Origin of the sequence: Streptomyces sp. NPDC044571, assembly GCF_040647115.1 — a bacterium.
In the GTDB taxonomy this organism is placed as follows: Bacteria; Actinomycetota; Actinomycetes; order Streptomycetales; family Streptomycetaceae; genus Streptomyces.
Window position 1 is genome coordinate 36,417 of record NZ_JBEZBN010000007.1, and the last position, 20,962, is coordinate 57,378.

The 20,962-nt window shown below is 74.7% G+C and carries 19 protein-coding genes; 11 read left to right on the forward strand and 8 right to left on the reverse strand.

From position 1 onward, the window contains the following. Window positions 1–8: 8 nt before the first annotated feature. Window positions 9–1,625, reverse strand: a complete 1,617-nt coding sequence (gene lnt / locus AB0B01_RS05635) for an apolipoprotein N-acyltransferase (RefSeq protein ID WP_361713233.1) — start codon at window positions 1,623–1,625, stop codon at window positions 9–11. A gap of 58 nt (window positions 1,626–1,683) precedes the next feature. Then, window positions 1,684–2,199: a hypothetical protein gene (locus AB0B01_RS05640; RefSeq protein ID WP_361713235.1), complete on the reverse strand. Its 516-nt coding sequence runs from the start codon at window positions 2,197–2,199 to the stop codon at window positions 1,684–1,686. Between the two features lie 105 nt (window positions 2,200–2,304). Between AB0B01_RS05640 and AB0B01_RS05645 the strand changes: the two genes are divergently transcribed. After that, complete coding sequence (locus AB0B01_RS05645; protein WP_361713237.1) at window positions 2,305–2,778, forward strand: VOC family protein; 474 nt, start codon at window positions 2,305–2,307, stop codon at window positions 2,776–2,778. 67 nt (window positions 2,779–2,845) lie between these two features. Here AB0B01_RS05645 and AB0B01_RS05650 read toward each other — a convergent pair whose 3' ends face one another. Next, on the reverse strand, window positions 2,846–3,955 hold the full coding sequence (locus tag AB0B01_RS05650; protein ID WP_361713239.1) for an NAD(P)/FAD-dependent oxidoreductase: 1,110 nt from the start codon (window positions 3,953–3,955) through the stop codon (window positions 2,846–2,848). Window positions 3,956–4,042: 87 nt separating this feature from the next. Between AB0B01_RS05650 and AB0B01_RS05655 the strand changes: the two genes are divergently transcribed. Together AB0B01_RS05655 and AB0B01_RS05660 are read left to right on the forward strand one after the other, a co-directional pair. Continuing rightward, entirely contained in the window at window positions 4,043–4,642 is a 600-nt protein-coding gene (locus AB0B01_RS05655; RefSeq protein WP_361713241.1) for a TetR/AcrR family transcriptional regulator, read from the forward strand. Next, window positions 4,639–5,571, forward strand: coding sequence for an ADP-ribosylglycohydrolase family protein (locus AB0B01_RS05660; protein ID WP_361713243.1), 933 nt, complete (start codon window positions 4,639–4,641; stop codon window positions 5,569–5,571). The genes AB0B01_RS05655 and AB0B01_RS05660 overlap by 4 nt, the downstream gene beginning before the upstream one ends. On the opposite strand, the gene AB0B01_RS05665 is transcribed toward AB0B01_RS05660, so the two are convergent. Then, window positions 5,547–6,362, reverse strand: a complete 816-nt coding sequence (locus AB0B01_RS05665; protein WP_361713245.1) for an aspartate/glutamate racemase family protein — start codon at window positions 6,360–6,362, stop codon at window positions 5,547–5,549. The genes AB0B01_RS05660 and AB0B01_RS05665 overlap by 25 nt on opposite strands. Before the next feature lie 151 nt (window positions 6,363–6,513). Here AB0B01_RS05665 and AB0B01_RS05670 point away from each other — a divergent pair, with 151 nt between their 5' ends. The 5 genes from AB0B01_RS05670 (at window position 6,514) to AB0B01_RS05690 (ending at window position 12,744) form a co-directional block, all read left to right on the forward strand. After that, entirely contained in the window at window positions 6,514–7,683 is a 1,170-nt protein-coding gene (locus AB0B01_RS05670) for a glycosyltransferase (protein WP_361713246.1), read from the forward strand. 245 nt (window positions 7,684–7,928) lie between these two features. Further along, entirely contained in the window at window positions 7,929–8,429 is a 501-nt protein-coding gene (locus tag AB0B01_RS05675; RefSeq protein WP_361713248.1) for a DUF6643 family protein, read from the forward strand. Window positions 8,430–8,483: 54 nt separating this feature from the next. Further along, entirely contained in the window at window positions 8,484–9,308 is an 825-nt protein-coding gene (locus AB0B01_RS05680) for an MOSC N-terminal beta barrel domain-containing protein (protein WP_361713250.1), read from the forward strand. A 237-nt stretch (window positions 9,309–9,545) separates the two neighbouring features. Next, on the forward strand, window positions 9,546–10,157 hold the full coding sequence (locus tag AB0B01_RS05685; protein WP_361713252.1) for a hypothetical protein: 612 nt from the start codon (window positions 9,546–9,548) through the stop codon (window positions 10,155–10,157). A gap of 139 nt (window positions 10,158–10,296) precedes the next feature. Then, on the forward strand, window positions 10,297–12,744 hold the full coding sequence (locus tag AB0B01_RS05690; protein ID WP_361713254.1) for a right-handed parallel beta-helix repeat-containing protein: 2,448 nt from the start codon (window positions 10,297–10,299) through the stop codon (window positions 12,742–12,744). Here AB0B01_RS05690 and AB0B01_RS05695 read toward each other — a convergent pair. Beyond that, entirely contained in the window at window positions 12,695–15,172 is a 2,478-nt protein-coding gene (locus tag AB0B01_RS05695) for a hypothetical protein (RefSeq protein ID WP_361713256.1), read from the reverse strand. The two genes, AB0B01_RS05690 and AB0B01_RS05695, sit on opposite strands and share 50 nt — an antisense overlap. Window positions 15,173–15,393: 221 nt before the next feature. Between AB0B01_RS05695 and AB0B01_RS05700 the strand changes: the two genes are divergently transcribed. Then, window positions 15,394–15,894: an SRPBCC family protein gene (locus AB0B01_RS05700; protein ID WP_361713258.1), complete on the forward strand. Its 501-nt coding sequence runs from the start codon at window positions 15,394–15,396 to the stop codon at window positions 15,892–15,894. 102 nt (window positions 15,895–15,996) lie between these two features. On the opposite strand, the gene AB0B01_RS05705 is transcribed toward AB0B01_RS05700, so the two are convergent. Then, window positions 15,997–17,142, reverse strand: coding sequence for a PLP-dependent cysteine synthase family protein (locus tag AB0B01_RS05705; protein WP_361713260.1), 1,146 nt, complete (start codon window positions 17,140–17,142; stop codon window positions 15,997–15,999). 195 nt (window positions 17,143–17,337) lie between these two features. Here AB0B01_RS05705 and AB0B01_RS05710 point away from each other — a divergent pair, with 195 nt between their 5' ends. Next, window positions 17,338–17,886 (forward strand): ATP-binding protein, encoded by a 549-nt coding sequence (locus AB0B01_RS05710; RefSeq protein WP_361713262.1) that lies wholly within the window; start codon window positions 17,338–17,340, stop codon window positions 17,884–17,886. A gap of 119 nt (window positions 17,887–18,005) precedes the next feature. On the opposite strand, the gene AB0B01_RS05715 is transcribed toward AB0B01_RS05710, so the two are convergent. Next, on the reverse strand, window positions 18,006–19,277 hold the full coding sequence (locus AB0B01_RS05715) for an ROK family protein (RefSeq protein ID WP_361713264.1): 1,272 nt from the start codon (window positions 19,275–19,277) through the stop codon (window positions 18,006–18,008). A 44-nt stretch (window positions 19,278–19,321) separates the two neighbouring features. Continuing rightward, window positions 19,322–20,005 carry an alpha-ketoglutarate-dependent dioxygenase AlkB gene (locus AB0B01_RS05720; RefSeq protein ID WP_361713266.1) on the reverse strand — a complete coding sequence of 228 codons (684 nt, stop codon included), beginning with the start codon at window positions 20,003–20,005 and terminating at the stop codon, window positions 19,322–19,324. A gap of 37 nt (window positions 20,006–20,042) precedes the next feature. Between AB0B01_RS05720 and AB0B01_RS05725 the strand changes: the two genes are divergently transcribed. Then, window positions 20,043–20,783 (forward strand): maleylpyruvate isomerase family mycothiol-dependent enzyme, encoded by a 741-nt coding sequence (locus AB0B01_RS05725; protein ID WP_361713268.1) that lies wholly within the window; start codon window positions 20,043–20,045, stop codon window positions 20,781–20,783. Window positions 20,784–20,962: the final 179 nt, after the last annotated feature.

Genomic DNA, 20,962 nt, shown 5'->3' on the forward strand with positions numbered 1-20,962 from the left:
GCCTTTCGTCACGCGGCCCGGCGGGCGCGCATCCGGCGTACGAGCACCCAGCCGAGCCCGGCGGCGCCGAGCGCGAGCAGCCCGTACTCCGGCAGCGCCCCGAAGCGGGTCGCGGGGGTCTGCGTGGAGCGCAGGGGGATCTCGGCGACCAGCGCGTCCGCGGTGAACATCTCGGTCTGCGCGACGACCCTGCCGTCGGGGCGGATGACCGCGCTGACCCCGCTGGTGACGGGGACGAGGACGGTGCGGCTGTGCTCGACGGCGCGGACCCGGTCCATGGCGAGCTGCTGGTAGGTCATCTCGGTCCGGCCGAAGGTGGCGTTGTTGCTCGGTACGGCGATCACCTGGGCGCCGTCCTGGACGGTGGAACGGACGGCGTCGTCGAAGGCGGCCTCGAAGCAGGTGACCATGCCGACCCCGCTGCCCGCCATGTCGAAGACGCCCGGGTCCTTGCCGGGGCCGAAGTCGCGGCGTACCCGGTCCACGTCGGAGCTGAAGATCCGGACGAACGAGCGCATGGGGATGCGCTCGCCGAAGGGCTGGATCTTGCGCTTGTCGTACGTCGTGGTGGGGCCCTTGGCCGGGTCCCAGAGGATCATGGTGTTGCGCAGCGGGCCGGTTTCGGGGACCAGCACGGAGCCGATCGCGACGGGGACGCCGACGGTCTTGACCGCGTGGTCGATGACGCCGTAGGCGTCGGGCTCGTTGTACGGGTCGATGTCGGAGGAGTTCTCCGGCCAGACGACGAAGTCCGGCTTGGGCACCCGGCCGGCCCGGACGTCCTCGGCGAGCTGGAGCGTGCGGTTGGCGTGGTTGTCGAGGACCGCGCGGCGCTGGGCGTTGAAGTCGAAGCCGGCCCGCGGCACGTTGCCCTGCACCACGGCGGCGACCGCGGTGCCGTCTTCGGCGGCGTCGGAGACCAGCGGCCGGGCGGCGAGGGCCGCGCCGATCGGTGCGGCGACGGTGAGGGCGGCGAGGGCCGCGGCGACCCGGCGCGGCTGGTCCAGGGCGGTGCGCAGGGCCTCGTACAGCCCGAAGCCGCACAGGGCGACGGCGAAGGAGAGCAGCGGTGTCCCGCCGAGGGCGGCCAGCGGCAGGAAGAAGCCGTCGGCCTGCCCGAAGGCGAGCTTGCCCCACGGGAAGCCGCCGAAGGGCGCGCGGGCGCGCAGCGCCTCGCCGGCGATCCAGACGGCGGAGCCCCACACCGGCCACAGGGGCAGCCTGGAGACGAGGGCGATGCCGAGGGTGGTCAGCCCGACGAGGAGGGCTTCGACGGTGGCGAGGGCCAGCCACGGCACGGGACCGACGCCCTCGCCGGTCCAGACGAGCAGCGGCAGCAGGAAGCCGAGGCCGTGCAGCAGGCCGAGGCCGAAGCCGGCGCGGGCCCGGCGGCCGTGGAGAACCCCGCCGAGCACGGCGAGGGCGAGGGGGGCCAGCCACCACAGGGTGCGGGGCGGGAAGCCTACGTAGAGCAGCACACCGGAGCCGACGGCCAGCGCGGGGCGCACGAGCCGGGCGGCGGGCCCGCGCAGACGCTTGCCGCCGCCGTCGGTCGGGGCGTGCGGGGCGGCCGGCGGAGCGTGCGATGCGGTGGCGTCGGGCTCTCGGATGACACTGCTGCTCATCTGGCGGAGTGTACGTCCCCCGTCCGGGCGCCCCCACATGCGAGACCCGGGGCCGGGGTCAGCGGGCGAGGGCACGCAGGTGGGTTTGGATGACGCGGACGGCGTTCTCGGCGTCGTCGACGGTGACCGTGAACGCCTTGCCGTCCCCGAGCCGGAGCTCCAGCCCCTCACCGCGCCGGACGATGACCGCGGTGCCCTTTTCGGGCCGCCAGCGGTAGCCCCAGCCGCCCCACTGCTGGGGGGTGATCCGGGGGACGAACCGGGCGGATGCGACGTCCGCGAGCCGGATCGTCCGCCGGGGCAGCCCCACGTGGCCGCAGCGGACCACCACGTTCTCGGAGTCGACGGTGACGGCGACGTGCACGAAGGCGAGGGTGCCGTAGAGGATCAGCAGTCCGGCGGCGAGGCAGCCGATCACGGACATGAGGAGCGGGGCGATACCGGCGGTCCAGGAGCCGTGGACGGCGAGCTCGATGCCGAGCGCGAGGCAGGCCGCACCGGCCGCCGCGAGCAGCCATTGCGCGCGGTTGGAGGCTCTGCCCGTCCACAACGGACCCGGGGGGTGAACCGTCATGTGCAGCAGCGTACTCACGTACCGCATGCGTGCCACCACCTCTCGTCCACTCGGCCCCTACCCGTCCTTGACCTCAAGCGAACTTGAGGTCCTACGGTCACGGACATGACTTTCGACGAGGCAGTGAAGACGGTTCCGGAGCGCTACCGCACCGCGGTGGTGCCGCACATCATGGTGGCCGACGCGGCCGCAGCCCTCTCCTTCTACGGGCGGGCCTTCGGGGCCGTGGAGGAGTTCCGGCTCAACCACCCGCAGGGCGGGGTGATGCACGCCGAGATACGGATCGGCGCGGCCGTGCTGATGCTCGGCGACGTCTCCGAGGGGCCCTTCACCGCCCCGACGGCCCTCGGCGGGACCTCGGCCGCCCTGCACGTGTTCGTGCCCGACGTGGACGCTCTGGCCCGGACGGCCGCGGCCGAGGGCGCGGAGGTGGTGCAGGCCCCGGCCGACCAGTTCCACGGCGACCGGACGGCCATCCTCCGGGACCCGTTCGGGCACCTGTGGGTCTTCCTGACCCACTTGGAGGACTTCTCCGGAGAGGAACTGGAGCGCCGGCTCAAGGAGAGCGCGGTCGGATAGGGGTACGGCGCGGCGCACGGGGAGCAGGGACAGGCGGCCGGGGCCGGGGCCGGGAGCGGGAGCCGGTTCAGCCCGGCAACAGGCCGAGCAGCGCGTTGCGCAGGGCAGGGTGTCGGGCGGTCATGAACCGGTGCAGGGTCCGGGACCCGAAGGCGACGCGCTGCGCGCTGCGGCGGCGTTCCCGGTCGTAGGCCCGCAGGGCGGAGGGCAGGTCGGACCGGCCGTGGGCGGCGACCGCGCGGCTCAGCGCCTCGGCGTCGAGGAGAGCGGTGCAGGCCCCCTGGCCGAGGTTCGGGGTCATGGCGTGGGCGGCGTCGCCGACGAGGGCCGTGCGGCCGCCGCCGACGAAGGCGGGCAGCGCGGGGTGGAGGTGGCGCATCTCGTACCGGATCCAAGTCCCGGGGTCGGTGGCGGCGAGGACCCGCGGGACGGGGTCGTGCCAATCGTGGAACGCGGCGCGGACCTCCTCGGCGGTGGTGGCCTCGGGCACGGTGGCGTACCAGTTGGTGCGGCCCGGCTCGATCGGGGTCATCCCGAAGAAGCGGCCCGTGCCCCAGGTCTCCCCGTACACGCCGGTCTCGAATCCGGTGATGCCGATCCAGGCGACCGTTCCGACCGGGCGCGGGGCGCCGGCGGTGCCGAAGCGGGCGGTGCGTACGGCGCTGTTGATGCCGTCGGCGCCGACGACGAGGTCGGCGTCCAGCGCGTCGAGCTCGTGCGCACCGCCGAGCCGCCGCCCGTAACCGATCCGCGTGCCGCCGAGCCGGTCTAGTTCGGCGAGCAGGGCGTCGATCAAGTACGGCCGGGAGATGAGCAGTTCGGGCCGGCCGGCCTTGCGCTCGATCCGCTCCAGGGGCAGGGCGGCCAGAACGGTGCCGTCGGGGCGGCGGATCCGGGCGCCGCGGTACGGGACCGCGCGGGACCGGAGCGCGTCGCCGAGGCCGAGCCGGTCGAGTGCGGCCTGCGCGGTGGGGTGGATGCCGAACGCCGTCCCGTACCGCTCGGGGCCATCGCGCCGCTCCATGATGTCGACCGTCCAGCCGGCCCGGCGCAGCCCGATGGCCGTGGCGAGGCGGGCGACCCCGGCTCCGACGACGACGGCCCGGCCGGCGCCGCGCCCCTGCCTCTGCCCCTGCCCCTGCCCCTGCCCCTGCCTACTGCCGGTATCGCTGCTCATGAGGCACCCCTGACTGTCCGCACCCAGACAACCACCACAACCGTGGTACTACATCTGTGGTACCACGAACATGGCTAGGCTGTCACGGTGAATCAGGACCGCAGGGACCGGCTGCGCGATGCGGCGATCTCCGTGCTGGCGGAGGCCGGGGGGCGGGGGCTGACCCACCGGGCCGTCGACGCGGCGGCCGCGGTACCGCTGGGCACCGCCAAGAACTACTTCCCCAGCCGCGACGCCCTGCTGCGGGCCGTGGCCGAGCGCTGCCTGGAGCAGTACCGGGCGCTGGCCGCCTCCCTCGCCGGAGCAGGTCCCGGACCCGGCGACCGGGACGGGCTCGCGGCCCTGCTGGCGGGGCTGCTGCGCGATGTGGCCGGGCCGGGTCGGCCGCGTGTCCTCGCCTACCTGGAACTGCAGGCCGAGGCGGCCCGGCGGCCCTGGCTCGCGGCGCTCCTCGACCCCATCGGTGCGGCCGACTTCGCCGCGTACGGGCGCCTGTTGCGCGCCGCCGGGCAGGCCGGCGGCCCGGCGCAGGCCCGCGCCCTGACGCTCGCTCTGCACGGTGCCATCCCGCACCTGCTGACCGGTGCCCCGGAGACCCTGGCCGCCGCCGGCCTCGACGACCTGGACGCCTTCACCCGTGAGGTCCTGGCCGCCGTGTGCCCCGAACCACCCGAGGAGGAACGGTGACCACCCGACTCGACCGCGCCGTCGGCGCCATCCTGGGATCGGCCGCCGGTGACGCGCTCGGTGCACCCTACGAGTTCGGCCCTGCCGGGGAGTTGAGCGCGCGCGGCCGCGAAATGCTCGGGGGCGGGGGCTGGGATCCGGGCGAGCCCACCGATGACACACAGATGGCGGTCCTGGTCGGCGAGGCACTGCTGGAACACGACGGCCTCGAACTCCTCGACGTCCTGCCGGACATCTTCGACCGCTTCCGGCGCTGGGCGGCGGCCGGCCCCAAGGACATCGGGCTCCAGACCGAGGACGTCCTGACGAACGGCCAGCCCTGGGACCTGGCCGCGGCCCTGCACTTCCAGCTCAACGCGCGGGCGGCGGGTAACGGTTCCCTGATGCGGGCCTCGACCTCGGCGGTGTACTTCGCCCCGGCCGGACGGGAGGCGACGATGGACGCCGCCCGGCGGATCGCGGCGCTGACGCACGGCGATCCGGCCACCTGGGAGGGAACCGCGATCCTGCACGAGCTCGTACGGGTGGCGTGGGAGGGTGCCGACCCGCTCACCGCCCTGCCCGAGGTCCTCGGGGCGGTGCATCCGGGCCACCGCGAGCGGTACGCCCGCGTCCTCGCCCCCGACTGGGACCCCGGCCGGGCCACCGAGTTCAACGGGGCGGTGTGGCCCTGCCTGGGCTCGGCGGTCTGGGCGCTGCGGACGACCACCGGGTTCGCCGAGGCCGTACGGGCCGCCGTGGACCTGGGCGGGGACACCGACACGGTGGCGGCGGTCACCGGCACCCTGGCCGGCGCCCGCTACGGCCAGGCGGCGATCCCGGCGGAGTGGACGGCACCGCTGCACGTGCCGCTGCCGGGGTTCGGCGGGCGGGTCCTCGACGCGGAGGGGCTGCGGGAGCTCGCTCAGCGGCTCGCTGACGGGAGGTAGTCCTCGGCGGGCAGTTCCGCGCCCGCCAGCAGCCGCCCTTCGGCGTACCCGAACGCGGGGGGCAGGAGCGCCCCTTCCCTGCCGCTGAGCAGGACGGTCAGCGTGCCGGTCGCGGGCAGGTCCGGCTCGGGCGCGGCGCCGATGCGGCGCAGCGCCTGGAGGGCGACGGGTTCGGCGGAGCCGTGGAAGGTGAACGTCCCTCCCCCGGTCCGCTCGGCGAGGGCGGCCCGGATGGGCTCCTCGACCAGCTCGTAGTGCGTGCAGCCGAGCACCACGTCGGTGACGTCGGCGGGGGTCAGCGCGGCGGCGGCCGCGACCGCCGCGGCGACGGCCGTCTCGTCGGCGGCCTCGACGGCGTCGGCGAGTCCCGGGCACGGCACCTCGGTGACGGGGACACCGGCGGCGAAGTCGCGGATCAGCCCGCGCTGGTAGGGGCTGCCGGTGGTGGCGGGCGTGGCCCAGATCGCCACGCGCCCCCCGGCGGCAGCGGCGGGCTTGATCGCCGGCACGGTCCCGATGACGGGGATCACCGGTTCCAGCGCCGCCCGGAGGGTGGGCAGGGCGTGCACGGAGGCGGTGTTGCAGGCCACGATCAGCGCCTCCGGGCGCTGCCCTGCGGCGGCCCGCGCAACACCGAGGGCCCGCTCGGTGAGGTCGGCGGGGGTCCGGGGACCCCAGGGCATTCCGTCGGGGTCGGAGGACAGGACGAGGTCCGCGTCCGGCCGCAGCCGCCGCATCGCGGCGGCGGCCGCGAGGAGGCCGATTCCCGAGTCCATGAGCGCGATCTTCACCCGGCCACTTTAGTCGACGCCCCTCGGACGGCGGCTCCCGGCGGGCCCGGCGGGCCGTCCGGGGGGTGGGCGGGCGCAGGACGGCGGCGCACTCCCCCGCCACCCCGCCGAAATCCGCGACAGGCCCCGCAGGGTTCGGCACACTGCCCGCATGGGCCTTCTCAGCGCCGCCTGCCTCTCCCTCGCCGTATGGCTCTGGCTCACGCTCGCCCAGGGGATGTTCTGGCGGACCGATGTGCGACTGCCCCCGCGCAGCGCGCCCGCCCGCTGGCCGTCCGTCGCCATCGTGGTCCCGGCCAGGGACGAGGCCGAGGTGCTGCCGTGCAGCCTGCCCTCGCTCCTGGCCCAGGACTATCCGGGCGAGGCCGAGGTCATCCTGGTCGACGACGGGAGCACCGACGGCACCGCCGCCCTCGCGCTGCGGCTCGCCCGGGAGTACCCGGGGCTGCCCCTGTCCGTCGTCTCGCCCGGCGATCCCGACCCGGGCTGGACCGGCAAGCTCTGGGCGCTGCGCCACGGCATCGCGGTCGCCCGCACCTGCCACCCGACCGAGCCCGACTACCTGCTCCTGACCGACGCGGACATCGCCCACGAGCCCGACAGCCTGCGCGAGCTGGTCGGCGCCGCGACCTCCGCCGGGCTGGACCTCGTATCGCAGATGGCCCGGCTCCGTGTCGCCTCCTTCTGGGAACGGCTCGTCGTACCGGCCTTCGTCTACTTCTTCGCCCAGCTCTACCCCTTCCGCCGGGTCAACCGCCCCACCGGCCGGACCGCCGCCGCGGCCGGCGGTTGCGTCCTGCTGCGGACCGGGGCCGCCGTGCGGGCGGGCGTGCCCGACTCGATCCGGCAGGCCGTCATCGACGACGTCTCCCTGGCCCGCGCCGTGCAGCGCTCCGGCGGCCGGATCTGGCTGGGACTGGCGGAGCGGGTGGACAGCGTGCGCCCCTATCCCGCGCTCGCCGACCTGTGGCGGATGGTCTCGCGCAGCGCCTACGCGCAACTGCGCCACCAGCCGCTGCTGCTGGCCGGGACGGTGGCCGGGCTGGTGCTCGTCTATCTGGTCCCCCCGGTCGCCCTGTTCGCAGGGCTGGCCGCCGGCCGCCCGGGCACCGCCTGGGCCGGCGGTCTCGCCTGGCTGCTGATGGCGGGCACGTACCTGCCGATGCTGCGGTACTACCGGCAGTCGGCGCTGCTCGCGCCGCTGCTTCCGCTCACGGCGCTGCTCTACCTGCTGATGACGGTCGACTCGGCCGTGCAGCACTACCGGGGCCGGGGGGCGGCGTGGAAGGGCCGAACCTATGCCCGTCCGAGCGACGCCTGAAACGGCAAACTGCCGTCCCGGCCAACGTCATCCGAGGTCACCGCATTGTGACGGTGCGTCAACACCAAGTCGGTGCAACAGCCAACCGTTGAGTACGAGTGGGACAAGCCGGGGTGGAAGCGGCGAATCGTGCACGTGAACCTGAAGTGAAAGCTGTCGCCCTGACCTGCGAATATGCAGGTCAGCGAGGGGTTCGTCACACCTCGCTATGGACCCGGTGAAGTCGTGGGCTTAACTTAGGTCCCATGACCTCCCCCCGCTCCACTTATGGCGGCGGTTACTACTCCGCGCCCTCCTTCCCGGACACCCCCATCTACGACTCCCTCGTCGCTGAACGCGGCACTCCGCAGATCGCCCCGATCCGCGTTCCGGCCGCCTACGACTCCCCGAGCGCGGGCTATTCGAGCGGTGGGTACCTCCCGGCCCTGCCTTCCGCTTTGCCCGCGCTGCCCGCTGCCCCGTCGCAGCAGCAGCCCGCGTACGGGTACCCGTACCAGCAGCAGGCGGCGCAGCCGATGCCCCTGCAGAACGCGCCCGCGCCGTTCATCCCACAGCAGCAGCCGGTAGGGGCGCGGGCGGGCTACGTACCGCAGCCCCAGCCGCAGCAGCCCCGTCCGGTGGCCACGGCCACCGGCTACGAGGCCATGCGCCCGGCGGCGCCGCGTCCGATGCAGGTTCCGGCTCCGGCGCCGGCCGCCTCGTACGAGGATCCGTACGGCCGCCCGTACCAGGGGCGGGGCTACTGAGCGGGCGCTGACGCCCGCTGGGGCAGCGGTGGGAGCGCCTGGCAGGATGCTCCCATGGCGAACTTGTATGTCCAGGCACTCCACGTACATCCCGTCAAGTCGGTAGCGGGGACAGCTCCCGACGAGGTGGCCGTGGAGCCCTGGGGCCTGTCCGGTGACCGGCGGTGGGCCCTGGTGGATGCCGAGGGCACGGTCCTCACCCAGCGCCAGCAGCCGCGTCTGGCTCTGGCGCAGGCCCGGCCGCTGGGGGGCGGCGGGGTGGCGCTGAAGGCGCCCGGTATGGCCGATCTGGTGGTGGAGGTTCCCGATCCGGGGCCGCTGGAGCCGGTCGTGCTGTTCGGCAAGAAGATCGAGGCCGTGGTCGCGGCGGGAGCCGCGGCCGACTGGTTCAGCGCGTACCTCGGGACCGGGGTGCGCCTCGTGCACATGGACGACCCCGCCGTACGGCGGCCCGTGGACCCGGATTATGCACGGCCGGGCGAGACGGTGAGCCTCGCCGACGCCTATCCCGTGCTCCTCACCACGCTCGCGTCGCTGGACGCGCTCAACTCCCTCATAGCGCAGGGGGACCATCCCGAGGAGGGTCCGCTGCCGATGAACCGGTTCCGTCCCAATGTGGTGGTCGCCGGGGCGCAGCCGTGGGCGGAGGACGGCTGGCGGCGCATCGCGATCGGCGACGCCGTCTTCCGCGGGGTGCGGGAGTGCGGGCGGTGCATCGTGACGACGACGGACCAGCGGACGGCCGAGCGGGGCAAGGAGCCCCTCAAGACGCTGGCCAGGCACCGGAGGATCGGCAGGTCGCTGGCCTTCGGCCGGCAGCTGGTGCCGGTCCGGGTGGGCACGGTGCGGGTCGGCGACGAGGTCCGCGTCCTGGAGTGAGCCGACGCGGAGGCCGCCCCGCGGAATGACACCTTCGAGGGGCTCTGGGGAAACTCTGGAACCGGGCGGTGCTGCCTGGCCGTTGGATCAGACGACACGTACGACGAGAAGGTGCCGGGACCGGGCACCGGATCGCATGGCGTGATCCCGTACGTCCCGGAATGCGCGCAGCCGGGGTCTGCGGGAGTCTTGGACGGCAGGCAGGCGGAGGCTGGCACAAGTAGGGGGAGCCGGACCGTGTGGACAGCAATGGGTGTGTGGCGTTGGCGGCGCAATCCGCTGCGCCGCCCGACCGATCTCTTCGAGGCATGGGTGGCGCTCACCGCGCTGGTGTGCGTCCTGGTGGTGGCCCCGGTCGTCGGCTGGATCGCGGGCCTGGAGGTGGACGGGACGCTACAGCGGGCGGCGCGCGAGCAGCGGCAGGAGCGGTATCTGGTTCCGGCGGTGGTGCTCCGGCCCGCCCAGGATCCGATCGCGCAAGCGGGCGCCGACCCGTCGGCGCAGCGGCAGACCCCGCAGCGCACGCAGATCGTGGCGGCGTGGACGGCTCCGGACGGCAGCAGTCACGAGGGCACGGTGCCGGCCGCGGAGGAGCCGCCGCAGGCCGGGGACCGGTTCCGGATATGGACCGATACCGAGGGCCGGCTGGTGGGGCGTCCGCTCGACCCGACGTCCGCCAGCAGCAATGCGGCGGTCGTGGGGCTGGCCGCGGGCGTCGGTGTGGCGGCGCTGGCGGAGACGGTCCGCCGGCTGGTCGTACGGCGGCTGGTGCATCGGAGGTACCTGTACCTGGACCGCGCGTGGGCCGCGGTGGGACCGGACTGGGGCCGGGCGGGCGCGGGCAGCTGACCTGGCCGCCGGGACGCTCCGCGCGCGCTACGGTGGACCGGCCGGAGCGGCCCGTTCAACCGCTGTGAGCGGCTCGGCGGGTTCGGTGGTTTCGGTCGGTTCGACAGCGCGAGGACGAGGGCGGGGGCACGGCAGCACGATGGCACAGGGCACGGTCCAGGTGACGCACAGCGGGTCTTCGCGGTGGCGGCGCCGCTCCGGCGAATATCCGACGTTGGCCGCCGCGCTCGCCGTCGCGGGCGACGGGGACGTGCTGTCCATCGCTCCCGGCACCTACCGGGAGAACCTGGTGCTGCACCATGCCGTCACCCTGCGCGGGCCCGAGGGCGCGGCGGGTTCGGTGCGGATCGCCCCGCCCGACGGGGTGGCGCTGACCGTGCGCGCGTCGGCAGTGATCCAGGACCTCCATGTGGAGGGGCAGGACCGGGCGGCGCCCGCAGTGCTCGTCGAGGAGGGGTCCCCGGAGCTCGTCGAGGTGCGGGTGAGCACCCGGTCGGCGGCCGGTATCGAGGTGCGCGGCGGGGCCCGGCCCCTGGTGCGGCGGTGCACCGTCGAGAACCCGGCCGGCGTCGGGATCGCCGTGGTGGACGGGGGCGGCGGGGTGTTCGAGGAGTGCGAGGTGGTGGCTGCCGGGCAGAGCGGCGTCGTCGTGCGCGGCGGCGGCCATCCGCGGCTGGAGCGGTGCCGTATCCACCACACCTCAGGCGCGGGCATCGCCGTCACCGGCGAGGGTTCGGGCCTGGAGGCCCTGGGCTGCGAGGTGTACGAGGTCCAGGGTGCCGGTGTGCAGATCGCCGCCCGCGCGGCGGCCCGCCTCACCGACTGTGCGGTGCACCGCACCTCGGCCGACGGGGTCACCCTCGACACGGACGCGGTGCTGTCCCTGTCCGGCTGCGACATCCACGACATCCCGGAGAACGCGGTGGATCTCCGCTCGCGTTCGGTGCTCACCCTCAGCCGCACCACGGTCCGGCGCTTCGGCCGCAACGGTCTGTCGGTGTGGGATCCGGGCACCCGGGTCGATGCGGAGTCCTGCGAGATCCACGACAGTACGGGCGACTATCCGGCGGTGTGGATCAGTGACGGGGCGTCCGTCTCCCTGGAGTCCTGCCGGGTCCACGACGTGCCGGACGCCGTCTTCGTACTGGACCGGGGTTCGCGCGCGGACGTGGTCGACAGCGATCTGTCGCAGGTGCGCAACACGGCCGTGTCGGTGAGCGACGGGGCGACCGCACAGCTGGACGACTGCCGGATCCGGGAGGCGGCGACGGGTGCGTGGTTCCGCGACCACGGCAGCGGCGGCACCTTGGCCAACTGCACCATCGACGGCGTGCAGACCGGGGTGATCGTCACCAAGGGCGCCGATCCCACGCTGGAGCGGTGCACCGTCAGCTCCCCCGCCGAGGCCGGGTTCTACGTGTCGGCCGGCGGCCGCGGGAGCTTCCACTCCTGCCGGGTGACCGACAGCTCCGGCTTCGGCTTCCACGTCCTCGACGGCTGCCGCACCATGCTGACCCGCTGTCACACGGAGCGCTGCGCCCGCGGGGGGTACGAGTTCGCGGAGGACGGCCCGGTCGCCGAGGACTGCACCAGCGACGCCTCCGGTTCCCGGCCGGCCGGCCACGCGGGAGCGGGCGGTGCCGCGGCCGGGGAGCGGGCGGGCGTCCGTACGGTCACCGCCGCGCAAGGCGCCGTACCGCAGGCGGTACATGCGGCGCAGGTGCCTGCGGCGCGCCCCGCGGAGGAGGCGGGGCGGGAGTCGGCGGCGCGGGCCTCCGGCGAAGTGCTGGGCCAGCTCGATGCGCTGGTGGGCCTGGAGAGCGTCAAACGCGAGGTGCGCGCGCTCACGGACATGATCGAGGTGGGGCGGCGGCGGCAGCAGGCCGGCCTCAAGGCGGCCTCGGTGCGCCGGCACCTGGTGTTCACGGGCTCTCCCGGCACCGGCAAGACCACGGTGGCCCGGCTCTACGGGGAGATCCTCGCCTCCCTCGGAGTGCTGGAGCGCGGGCATCTGGTCGAGGTGTCCCGGGTGGACCTGGTCGGGGAGCACATCGGCTCGACGGCGATCCGGACCCAGGAGGCCTTCGAGCGGGCGCGCGGCGGGGTGCTGTTCATCGACGAGGCGTACGCGCTGGCGCCGGAGGACTCGGGCCGGGACTTCGGACGCGAGGCGATCGACACCCTGGTGAAGCTGATGGAGGACCACCGGGACGCGGTGGTGGTGATCGTCGCCGGGTACACGGCGGAGATGGAGCGCTTCCTGACGGTCAATCCGGGCGTCGCCTCCCGCTTCTCTCGGACCATCACCTTCGGCGACTACGGGCCGCAGGAGCTGCTGCGGATCGTGGAGCAGCAGGCGGAGGAGCACGAGTACCGGCTCGGCGAGGGCACGGCCGGGGCACTGCTGACGTATTTCACGGAGCTGCCCAAGGGTCCGGCCTTCGGCAACGGCCGCACGGCGCGCCAGACCTTCGAGTCGATGGTCGAGCGGCACGCGGGCCGGGTGGCACAGCTGGCGGATCCGGGGACGGACGAGCTCACTCTGCTGTTTCCGGAGGATCTGCCGGTACTGCCGGCTCCTTGCTGATCCGGGGGCCCGGTACGGCGGTCCGCGGGGGCTTGCCCAACCGGGCGAGCAGGGCGTCGCGTTCGACGGCGAAGGCAGGGTCGGCCTGGTAGTCGAAGTGGCCGAGGATCGGCGCGGGCAGGGGGTGGCGGGCGCTGCGCCCGTAGGCGACGGGGTCGGCGAGCGGCCCCCGGTCCACGGACTCGGCGGCGCCGGTGAGCACCGGGCCTCCGATGGGGTCGGTGGCCCGCCACAGGTTGCGCCAGCAGTCGACCTCCCCGTGCAGGGCGGTGAGCGGCCCGGGCCCGAAGTAGGCCGGGAACCAGCGCCCGTAGAGCCGGCCGAGCGGCGATCCGTACGTGAGGAGGCCGACCCGGCGGCGGACGTGCGGAGGCAGCTGCCACACGGCGGCGGCCGCGAGGACGCTGCCCTGGGAGTGGCCGGAGATCACCAGGCGGCCACCGGTGCGGCCGGTCCAGCCGGCCATCCGCCAGGTGAGGTCGGGCACGGCCCGCTCGGCGTAGCAGGGCGGTGCGAAGGGGTGGGCGGCGCGGGGCCAGAAGGTGCCCACGTCCCACAGCACGCCGATGGTGCGGCGGGCGGCCGGGTCGCGGTAGGCGCGCCGGCCCCAGGTGACGAAGAGGACGAAGCCGAGCCCCACCAGCCAGGAACCGGCGTCCTGGGCGGCGCGGGCCGCGGTGGCCAGCAGGGGGTGCGCTCCGCGGGTCGCCTCGCCCGGGACCTGCCCGCTGAGCCAGGCTCCGGCGAGGGCGCCCGCGCCGAGGATCACGGTGGTACCGGCGACGGCCGCCACGAGCCAGGGCGCCTCGTCGGTGAGCGCGGCGGCGGCACGGACCCCGGCGATCCGGCGGCTGCGGTCGGCGTCGGGCTGCTCCCCCGGGTACTCGGCGGCCACGGTGGCGGCGAGCCGCCGCCGGACGCGGGCCGCGCGCACCGCGAACCAGGCGGCGAGCAGCGCCAGCACGAGCAGGAGCGGCGGCAGGACGGAGGCCTGCCAGGAGAGCAGTACGGGCGGCCCGGCCAGCGGGGGCCCGGCGAGGCCGGGCGTGGCGCCGCCGTCGAGCCAGTCGGCGACGCGCTGGGCGACGCCCCCGGACATCACCCCGCCGAGGGCGCAGCCGAGGACGGCGACGGCGGGCCCGCCGAGGCCGTGGAGGGCGGCCGAGGGGTCGGGCGCGAGCCGGTACAGGCGGACGGCGACGACGGCGAGGACGAGCACGCAGCAGCCCTGGCCGAGCATGAGCACGCCGAAGGCGAGGTCGCCGGGGAGCCGCCCGGCGGAGCTCCACCCGGGGCGCGACCAGCCGGCGTGGAGGACGACGGCGGCCAGGAGGGCAAGGGCCGCGCCGGGCAGGGCGGTGACGGCGGCGCGGTCGAGGCGGTGGTCGGCGCGTGCCTCGGTACGGCCGCGCCGGCAGACCACCCAGGCGACCGCGAGCGCTCCCGCGGCGAGGAGCAGTTCCAGCACCCAGCCGACGGCTTCGAGGGCAGGGGTTCCGGCGCGGCGGTCGTACCGGGCGGTGGGTACGGCGACGGCGACCGCGACGGTCAGCAGCCCGGCGGCGGTGTGCGCGGCGCGCAGCCGGGCCACGAACCGCCGCCCGTACCAGAATCCGGGGCGGCCGAGCGCGGGCGGGACCCCGGGGGCGGCGGGGGCCGGGGGCGGACCGGGGGCCGCAGGAGCCGGAGCGGCGGGAGCCGGGGCTGCGCCCGTGCCTGCGGCGGCTTCGGCTTCGGCTTCGGCCGGGGAACCGGCAGCCGCCTCGGCCGTGCTGCCGGCGGCGGCTTCGGCCGTGGCTTCCGCCGGGGGCGACTGGGACTCGTACGCGCTCCACGTGCGGTTCGAAAGGAACCACAGCAGCCAGGTCAGCGCGGCGGGCACCAGCGCACCGAGCGCGAGCCGCCGCCCGGGCTGCCCCCACCACCCGCCGGGTTCCAGGAAGCCGAGCCAGGAGCGACGGCCGGTGCACTGCGCGGAGCCCGCGCACTGCCAGGCGAACAGGTCGAGCGCGACCTCGCAGGCAGCGGCGATGAGCAGCACGGTGAGGCTCAGCGCGAGGATGCGGACGAGGACCCCGTACGTCCGCACCGCACGCTGCGGGGCGTTCCCGGCGGGCGGGGCGGGCCGGGCCCAGTGGGCGAGGTTGACCACCATGAAGGGCAGGAGCAGCAGCCACAGGGCGCGGGCTCCGTTGCCGGAGGTGAGCCGGGACCAGCAGTAGGCCTCGATCACGGGCCGGCCGGTGTACCTCTCGGGGTGGGCCTCGGCATCGGCGTCCTCGGCACGGCGGAAGACGGCGGCGGTGGAGTCGCCGGTGACCCTCACGGTGCGCGGATCGCCGAGCAGCTCGTCGGGGGACGAGCCGTGGACTCCGTGGACGCGGAGTTCGAGGGCCAGGGGGCGTGGGGCTGGGGGAATGTCCGGCACGGCGGCCTCCGCTCGCGGTGGCGGGATCAGCGCAGGCCCAGCATCCCGCGCGGGCGGGCGCGTGCCTAGGGGGTGTCCCCCGTAAGAGGGGCCGGGCCGCAGACATCTGACGACACGCCGGATAAGGTGCGCCCGCACGCCCGCACGCCCGCACGTCCGCACGGGCACACACGCGTTCCGTACGCGCGTTCCGCACCTCGCAAACCCCAGGAGGGACCGACATGGCTCGCCGACTCCGCCCGGTGGGGCTGGACTTCACCGAGGACGCCCCGGTACGCCTGACCTTCGCCACCCGGACGGCCGCCGCACCGGAGGCCGTCTACCAGGCACTGGCCGAGGAGGTCGAGGGCTGGCCGCGCTGGTTCCGGGCGGTGACCCTGGCCCGGCCGACGCACGGCGGGGCGGGCCGGGAGATCAGGCTCCTGGGTGGTGTCCGCTTCCAGGAGACGATCATGGCCGCGGATCCCGAGCAGCGCTACGCGTACCGCGTCGACGAGACCAATGTGCCCGGCGTCCGGGCCCTGTTGGAGGAGTGGCGGCTCACCCCCGCCGACCCGGGCTCCGGCACCCACGTCCGCTGGACGTTCGCCGCGGACGGCTCGGCGGCGTTCCGCCTCGCCCTGAGCGCCGCCCGACCGGGCCTCGGGCACTCCTTCCGCGCGGCCGTCCGCGCGCTGGAGGCCCGCCTGCCGGCCCAGCGTTCGGCGGGCCGCGAGCAGTGAGGGACGGGCGATGAGACACGGGCGATGAGACACGCGGGGCCCGGACGGCCCCCACCGCCGGCCGGGCACCGCGCCACAGGGGGGCGGGAGCCGGGCCTGCGGTCAGGCCGCGGGTTCGCGCCAGACGCCCGTGGTCAGCAGGGTCTCGATCGTCTTCGCGTACGGGGCGATGTCCAGACCCTGCGCGGCCAGCCACTTGTCCGAGTAGTACTTGTCGAGGTACCGCTCGCCCCCGTCGCACAGCAGGGTGACCACGCTGCCGGTGCGGCCCTCCGCGACCATCTCCGAGATGATCTTCAGTGCGCTCCACACGCCCGTGCCGGTCGAGCCGCCCGCCTTGCGACCGATGGCCTGTTCCAGCGCGCGGCACGCGGCGACGCTCGCCGCGTCCGGGACCTTCATCATCCGGTCGATGGCCCCCGGCACGAAGCTCGGCTCCATCCGCGGTCGGCCGATGCCTTCGATACGCGAGCCGCAATCGCTGCTCGCGTCCGGGTCGTTGCCGGTCCAGCCGTCGAAGAAGCAGGAGTTCTCCGGGTCGGGGACGCAGACCCGGGTGTCGTGCTGCATGTAGTGCACGTAGCGCGCTATGGTCGCGGACGTGCCGCCGGTCCCGGCGGTCGCCACGATCCAGGCGGGCTCGGGGTACCGCTCCAAGCGGAGCTGCTGGTACATCGATTCGGCGATGTTGTTGTTGCCGCGCCAGTCCGTGGCCCGCTCGGCGTACGTGAACTGGTCCATGTAGTGACCGCCGGTGCGCGCCGCGAGGTCCGCCGACTCCTGGTACATCTTCATCGGGTCGTCCACGAAGTGGCATTCCCCGCCGTGGAATTCGATCAGGCGGCACTTCTCGGGGCTGGTGGTGCGCGGCATGACGGCGATGAACGGGACGCCGATGAGCTTGGCGAAGTACGCCTCGGAGACCGCGGTCGAGCCGGAGGAGGCCTCGATGACCGGGCGGCCGGGGCGGACCCACCCGTTGCACAGCGCGTAGAGGAACAGCGAGCGCGCGAGGCGGTGCTTGAGGGAGCCCGTCGGGTGCGTGGACTCGTCCTTGAGGTAGAGGTCGATACCCCACGCCTCGGGGAGCGGGAAGCGCAGCAGGTGCGTGTCGGCGGAGCGGTTGGCGTCGGCCTGGACCTTGCGGACGGCCTCTTTCAGCCAGGCGCGGTAATCCGCGTCGCTGCGGTCGACGTCGATCGTCGTGACCGCGGTACCGGAGGTACCGGTGGTAGCTGTGGTGCTCATGCGCCGTGCTCCTTCGTGCGTTTCTTCGCCCCCTGCTTTCGCAATGTACCTCCCTCACCTGCACAAACGGTCACTTTGGGTATCCATGCGGATCGCTTTCGATCGCGTTCGGTTGCATACACGGGCACCGTGGGTGACCCTGGGGTATTACCGAGGGTGCAGCACCCGTAACACTCATGTCGGGGAGTCGCAGCCGTGATCAGTCATTCCCGCAGGCACTGCGTCGTCGAACTGCAGGCCCTGCCGTCCCGGATCGGACAGATCCGCCGGATCGTATCCGCGCAATTGCGCCACTGGCAGCTCGACCCGCTCATAGACCGGGCTGCGCTCGGCGTGACGGAGTTGCTCAGCAACGTCCACCGTCATGCGCAGCCGGACAAGACCTGCACGGTCGAGATCGAACTCCGCCTCGGGCGCCTGACGGTCTCGGTGATCGACAGCGATCCGCGGCTTCCGGTCCTGCGCGAGGCGGCCGCCGACGCACTGGAGACCTGCGGGCGCGGACTCGCGCTCGTCGCGGCGGTCAGCGAGGCCTGGGGCGCGCGCCACCAGGACGACGGCCCGGGCAAGGTGGTGTGGTTCTCCCTGCGCGCCGCCCCCGCACCGGCGGCGCCACAGCGTCCGGTGCGCATCGGTTCCAAGCCCGTACGAGAGCCCGCGACGACCGCGATCGTCGCCGTGGACCCGGAAGCCGTCCCGACCGGCCTGTCGGTGGCGGCGTCGGTCGGCGCCGTGCCCGGGTAGCGGTTCCGCCGCCGCAGCCGCCACGAGCCGGCAGCCGCCACGGCCACCGCTCGCACCGCGTACCACCGCGGCCGCCGCGGCCCGCATCGACGCCGGGCGCCCCCGCGCACCAGCCTGGGTCAGGCCGCCGCGCCCAGGGTGCCCAGCGGGTCGTCGAGCACCGGCTGCCACGCCAGCTCCGCGGCGCCCACCAGGCTGTTGTGGTCGAGCGTGCAGGGCAGGATCGGCACTCCCCCGCTGCGTCCCCACAGGCTGCGGTCCGCGACCACCGCGCGCAGCCGCTCCGGGTCGGCCTGGAGGAGATCGCGGTGCAGGCCGCCGAGGATGATCCGGTCCGGGTTCAGGATGTTCACCAGGCCCGCCAGGCCCAGGCCGAGCCGGTCGATGAGCTCCTCGGCGGCGGCCCGTACCGAAGGCTGCGCGTACTCCTCGCGCAACAGGTCACGGGCCTGCTGGAGCAGCGAGACCCGGGGGCCGGGGGTGCGGCCCGCCGCGGTGAGGAAGGCCAGCGGGTCCGCCTCCACGTCGAGGCAGCCGCGGCCGCCGCAGTGGCAGGGCCGCCCCTCCGGGTTCACGGTGAGGTGGCCCACCTCCAGGGCGAGGCCGGAACTCCCGCTGTGCAGACGGCCGTCCAGGACCAGCGCCCCGCCCACCCCGCGGTGGCCGGTGGCCACGCACAGCAGGTGCTGGGCGCTGCGGCCCGCGCCGTGACGGTGCTCGGCGAGGGCCGCCAGGTTGACGTCGTTCCCGCTAAGCGCGGGGCCGTCGATCCCGGCCGCCTTCACGCATTCGGCGAAGACCGCCCGTACGGGAGCACCGGCCGGCCAGGCCAGGTGCAGCGGGTTGAGCGCCGTGCCCTCCGGCTCCGCGACCGCCGATGGAACCGCGAGTCCGGCGCCGACGCAGCGCCGACCGGTCTCGGCGAGCAGCGCCGCGCCCGCTTCGACGACGGCGCCGAGGACCTGTGCCGGATCGGCGGAGACGGTGACCTTGCCGGGGGCGGTGGCGACGATCCGGCCGCCGAGTCCGACCAGCGCGGCCCGGAACCCGTCGGCGTGCACCTGCGCGGCCAGGGCCACCGGGCCGTTCTCGTCGATGGAGAGCCGGTGCGAGGGCCGGCCCTGCCCGCCGCCCGCCCCGCCGGGGCGGGAGTCGACGCGGATCAGTCCCAGGGCCTCCAGTTCGGCGGCCACGGCCCCGGCGGTCGCCCGGGTGACGCCCAGCTCGGCGGTCAGGACGGCACGGGTCGGGGCCCGGCCGGTGTGGACGAGCTCCAGCGCCGGGCCGAGGGCGCCGCGGCCCCGCTCCAGTTTCGTCCTGGTGGACGTGGTGGACGCGGTGGACGCGGTGGTCACTTCCCCCACCCGCTGCGGGGCCCCGTTGCCGTTCATGACAGCGATCCTCGCATGATCGGTGGTGTGCGCGGCGCCGACGATCAGCCGGGCGGCGCTCCGGGCAGGTCAAGGCCGCTGACGCGCAGGGTGAGGTTCAGCCGCCCGGCGAGCCCGAGCCAGGCCGGGCCGGTGCCGGGCATGACCTTCGGCACCCCGTGGTAGGCCAGGCGGGCCGGGCCGCCGAAGACGAACAGATCCCCGCTGCGCAGCTCCACGTCCGTGTAGGGGCGGCCCCGCGAGGCGGTGGTGCCGAAGCGGAACACGCAGCTGTCGCCGAGGCTGAGCGAGACGACCGGGGCCCCGGACTTCTCGTCGGAGTCGCGGTGCATGCCCATGCGGGAGTCGCCGCCGTAGAAGTTGATCAGCGCGATGTCATAGGCCGCCTCGGCCGCCGGGCCCGTGTCGCCGGGGCCGTAGGCGCAGGCCACCGCTTCCCGCCCCAGCTGGGCGAGCCAGTCGGGCATCGGCTTGACCGGCGCCCCGTCGCCGTCGACGGCGGTGCGGGCGTACCCGTACGGATACCAATGCAGACCGAGGCACACCTGGCGGGCGGTCATCGTCCCGCCGCCCGGGGTGTGCACCGTACGCAGCCCGGCGGGCGGGCGGGCCCACGCCCGGCAGGCCGCGAGCAGCTCGCGCTGGCGCTCGGGGGCGAGCCAGTCCGGCACGAGCACGGCACCCGGGGCGATCTCGGTCCGCTCGCGCGGGAAGAGTTCCCCATTCATGCTCCCCATTGTCGTAGGCGGCTGCGACACTGCCCGCATGAAGATCATCGACTATGTGGAAACCCTGACGCGGGAAGGCGAGTTGCTCGCCGACGTGGCGGAGCGGGCGGGTACGGACGCTCCGGTGCCCACCTGTCCGCAGTGGCGTGTTGCCGATCTGTTGCGGCACACGGGGGCGGTGCACCGGTGGGCGGCCGGTTTCGTACGGGACGCGGCCGTGGAGCCCGCGCCGTTCCCGGAGGCGCCGGAACTGGTCGGAGCGGAGCTGCTGGCATGGTTCCGGGAGGGCCACCGGGCGCTGGTGCGCACGCTGACCGACGCCCCGGCCGACGTCCAGTGCTGGACCTTCCTGCCGACGGCCGCGCCCTCACCGCTGGCCTTCTGGGCACGGCGCCAGGCGCACGAGACGGCGGTGCACCGGATGGACGCGGAGGCGGCGCTCGGCGCGGCGTACGGGCCGGTGACCGCCGAGTTCGCCGAGGACGGGGTGGACGAGCTGCTCGTCGGCTTCCACGCCCGCCCGCGCAGCCGGGTCCGGACGGAGGAGCCGCGGGTCCTGCGGATCCGCGCCGCCGACACCGGCGCGGTGTGGACCGTGCACCTGTCCCAGGAACCGCCCCGCACGGTGCTCGGCGACGCGGGCCCCGCGGACTGCGAGGTGACCGGCGAGGCGTCCTGGCTGTACGCGGCCCTCTGGAACCGCCTCCCCCTGTCCGGCCCCGAGGTGACCGGTGACCTGGCCCTGGCCCGCCTGTGGACCGAAACCGCCGGCATCTGAGCCCGTACCGGCCGACACCGACGGCCCCCGCCCCGGCAGGGGCGGAGGGCCTGTCCGGCCGCCTCCGGGGCACGTGGCGGCCTGAGCCTCGGACGGACGAGGTCCTGGCTGACCGGATGCCGCCGTCTGCACCGCGTGACGAGCACGAGGTCGAACACTCATGAGACGACCGCTGATTG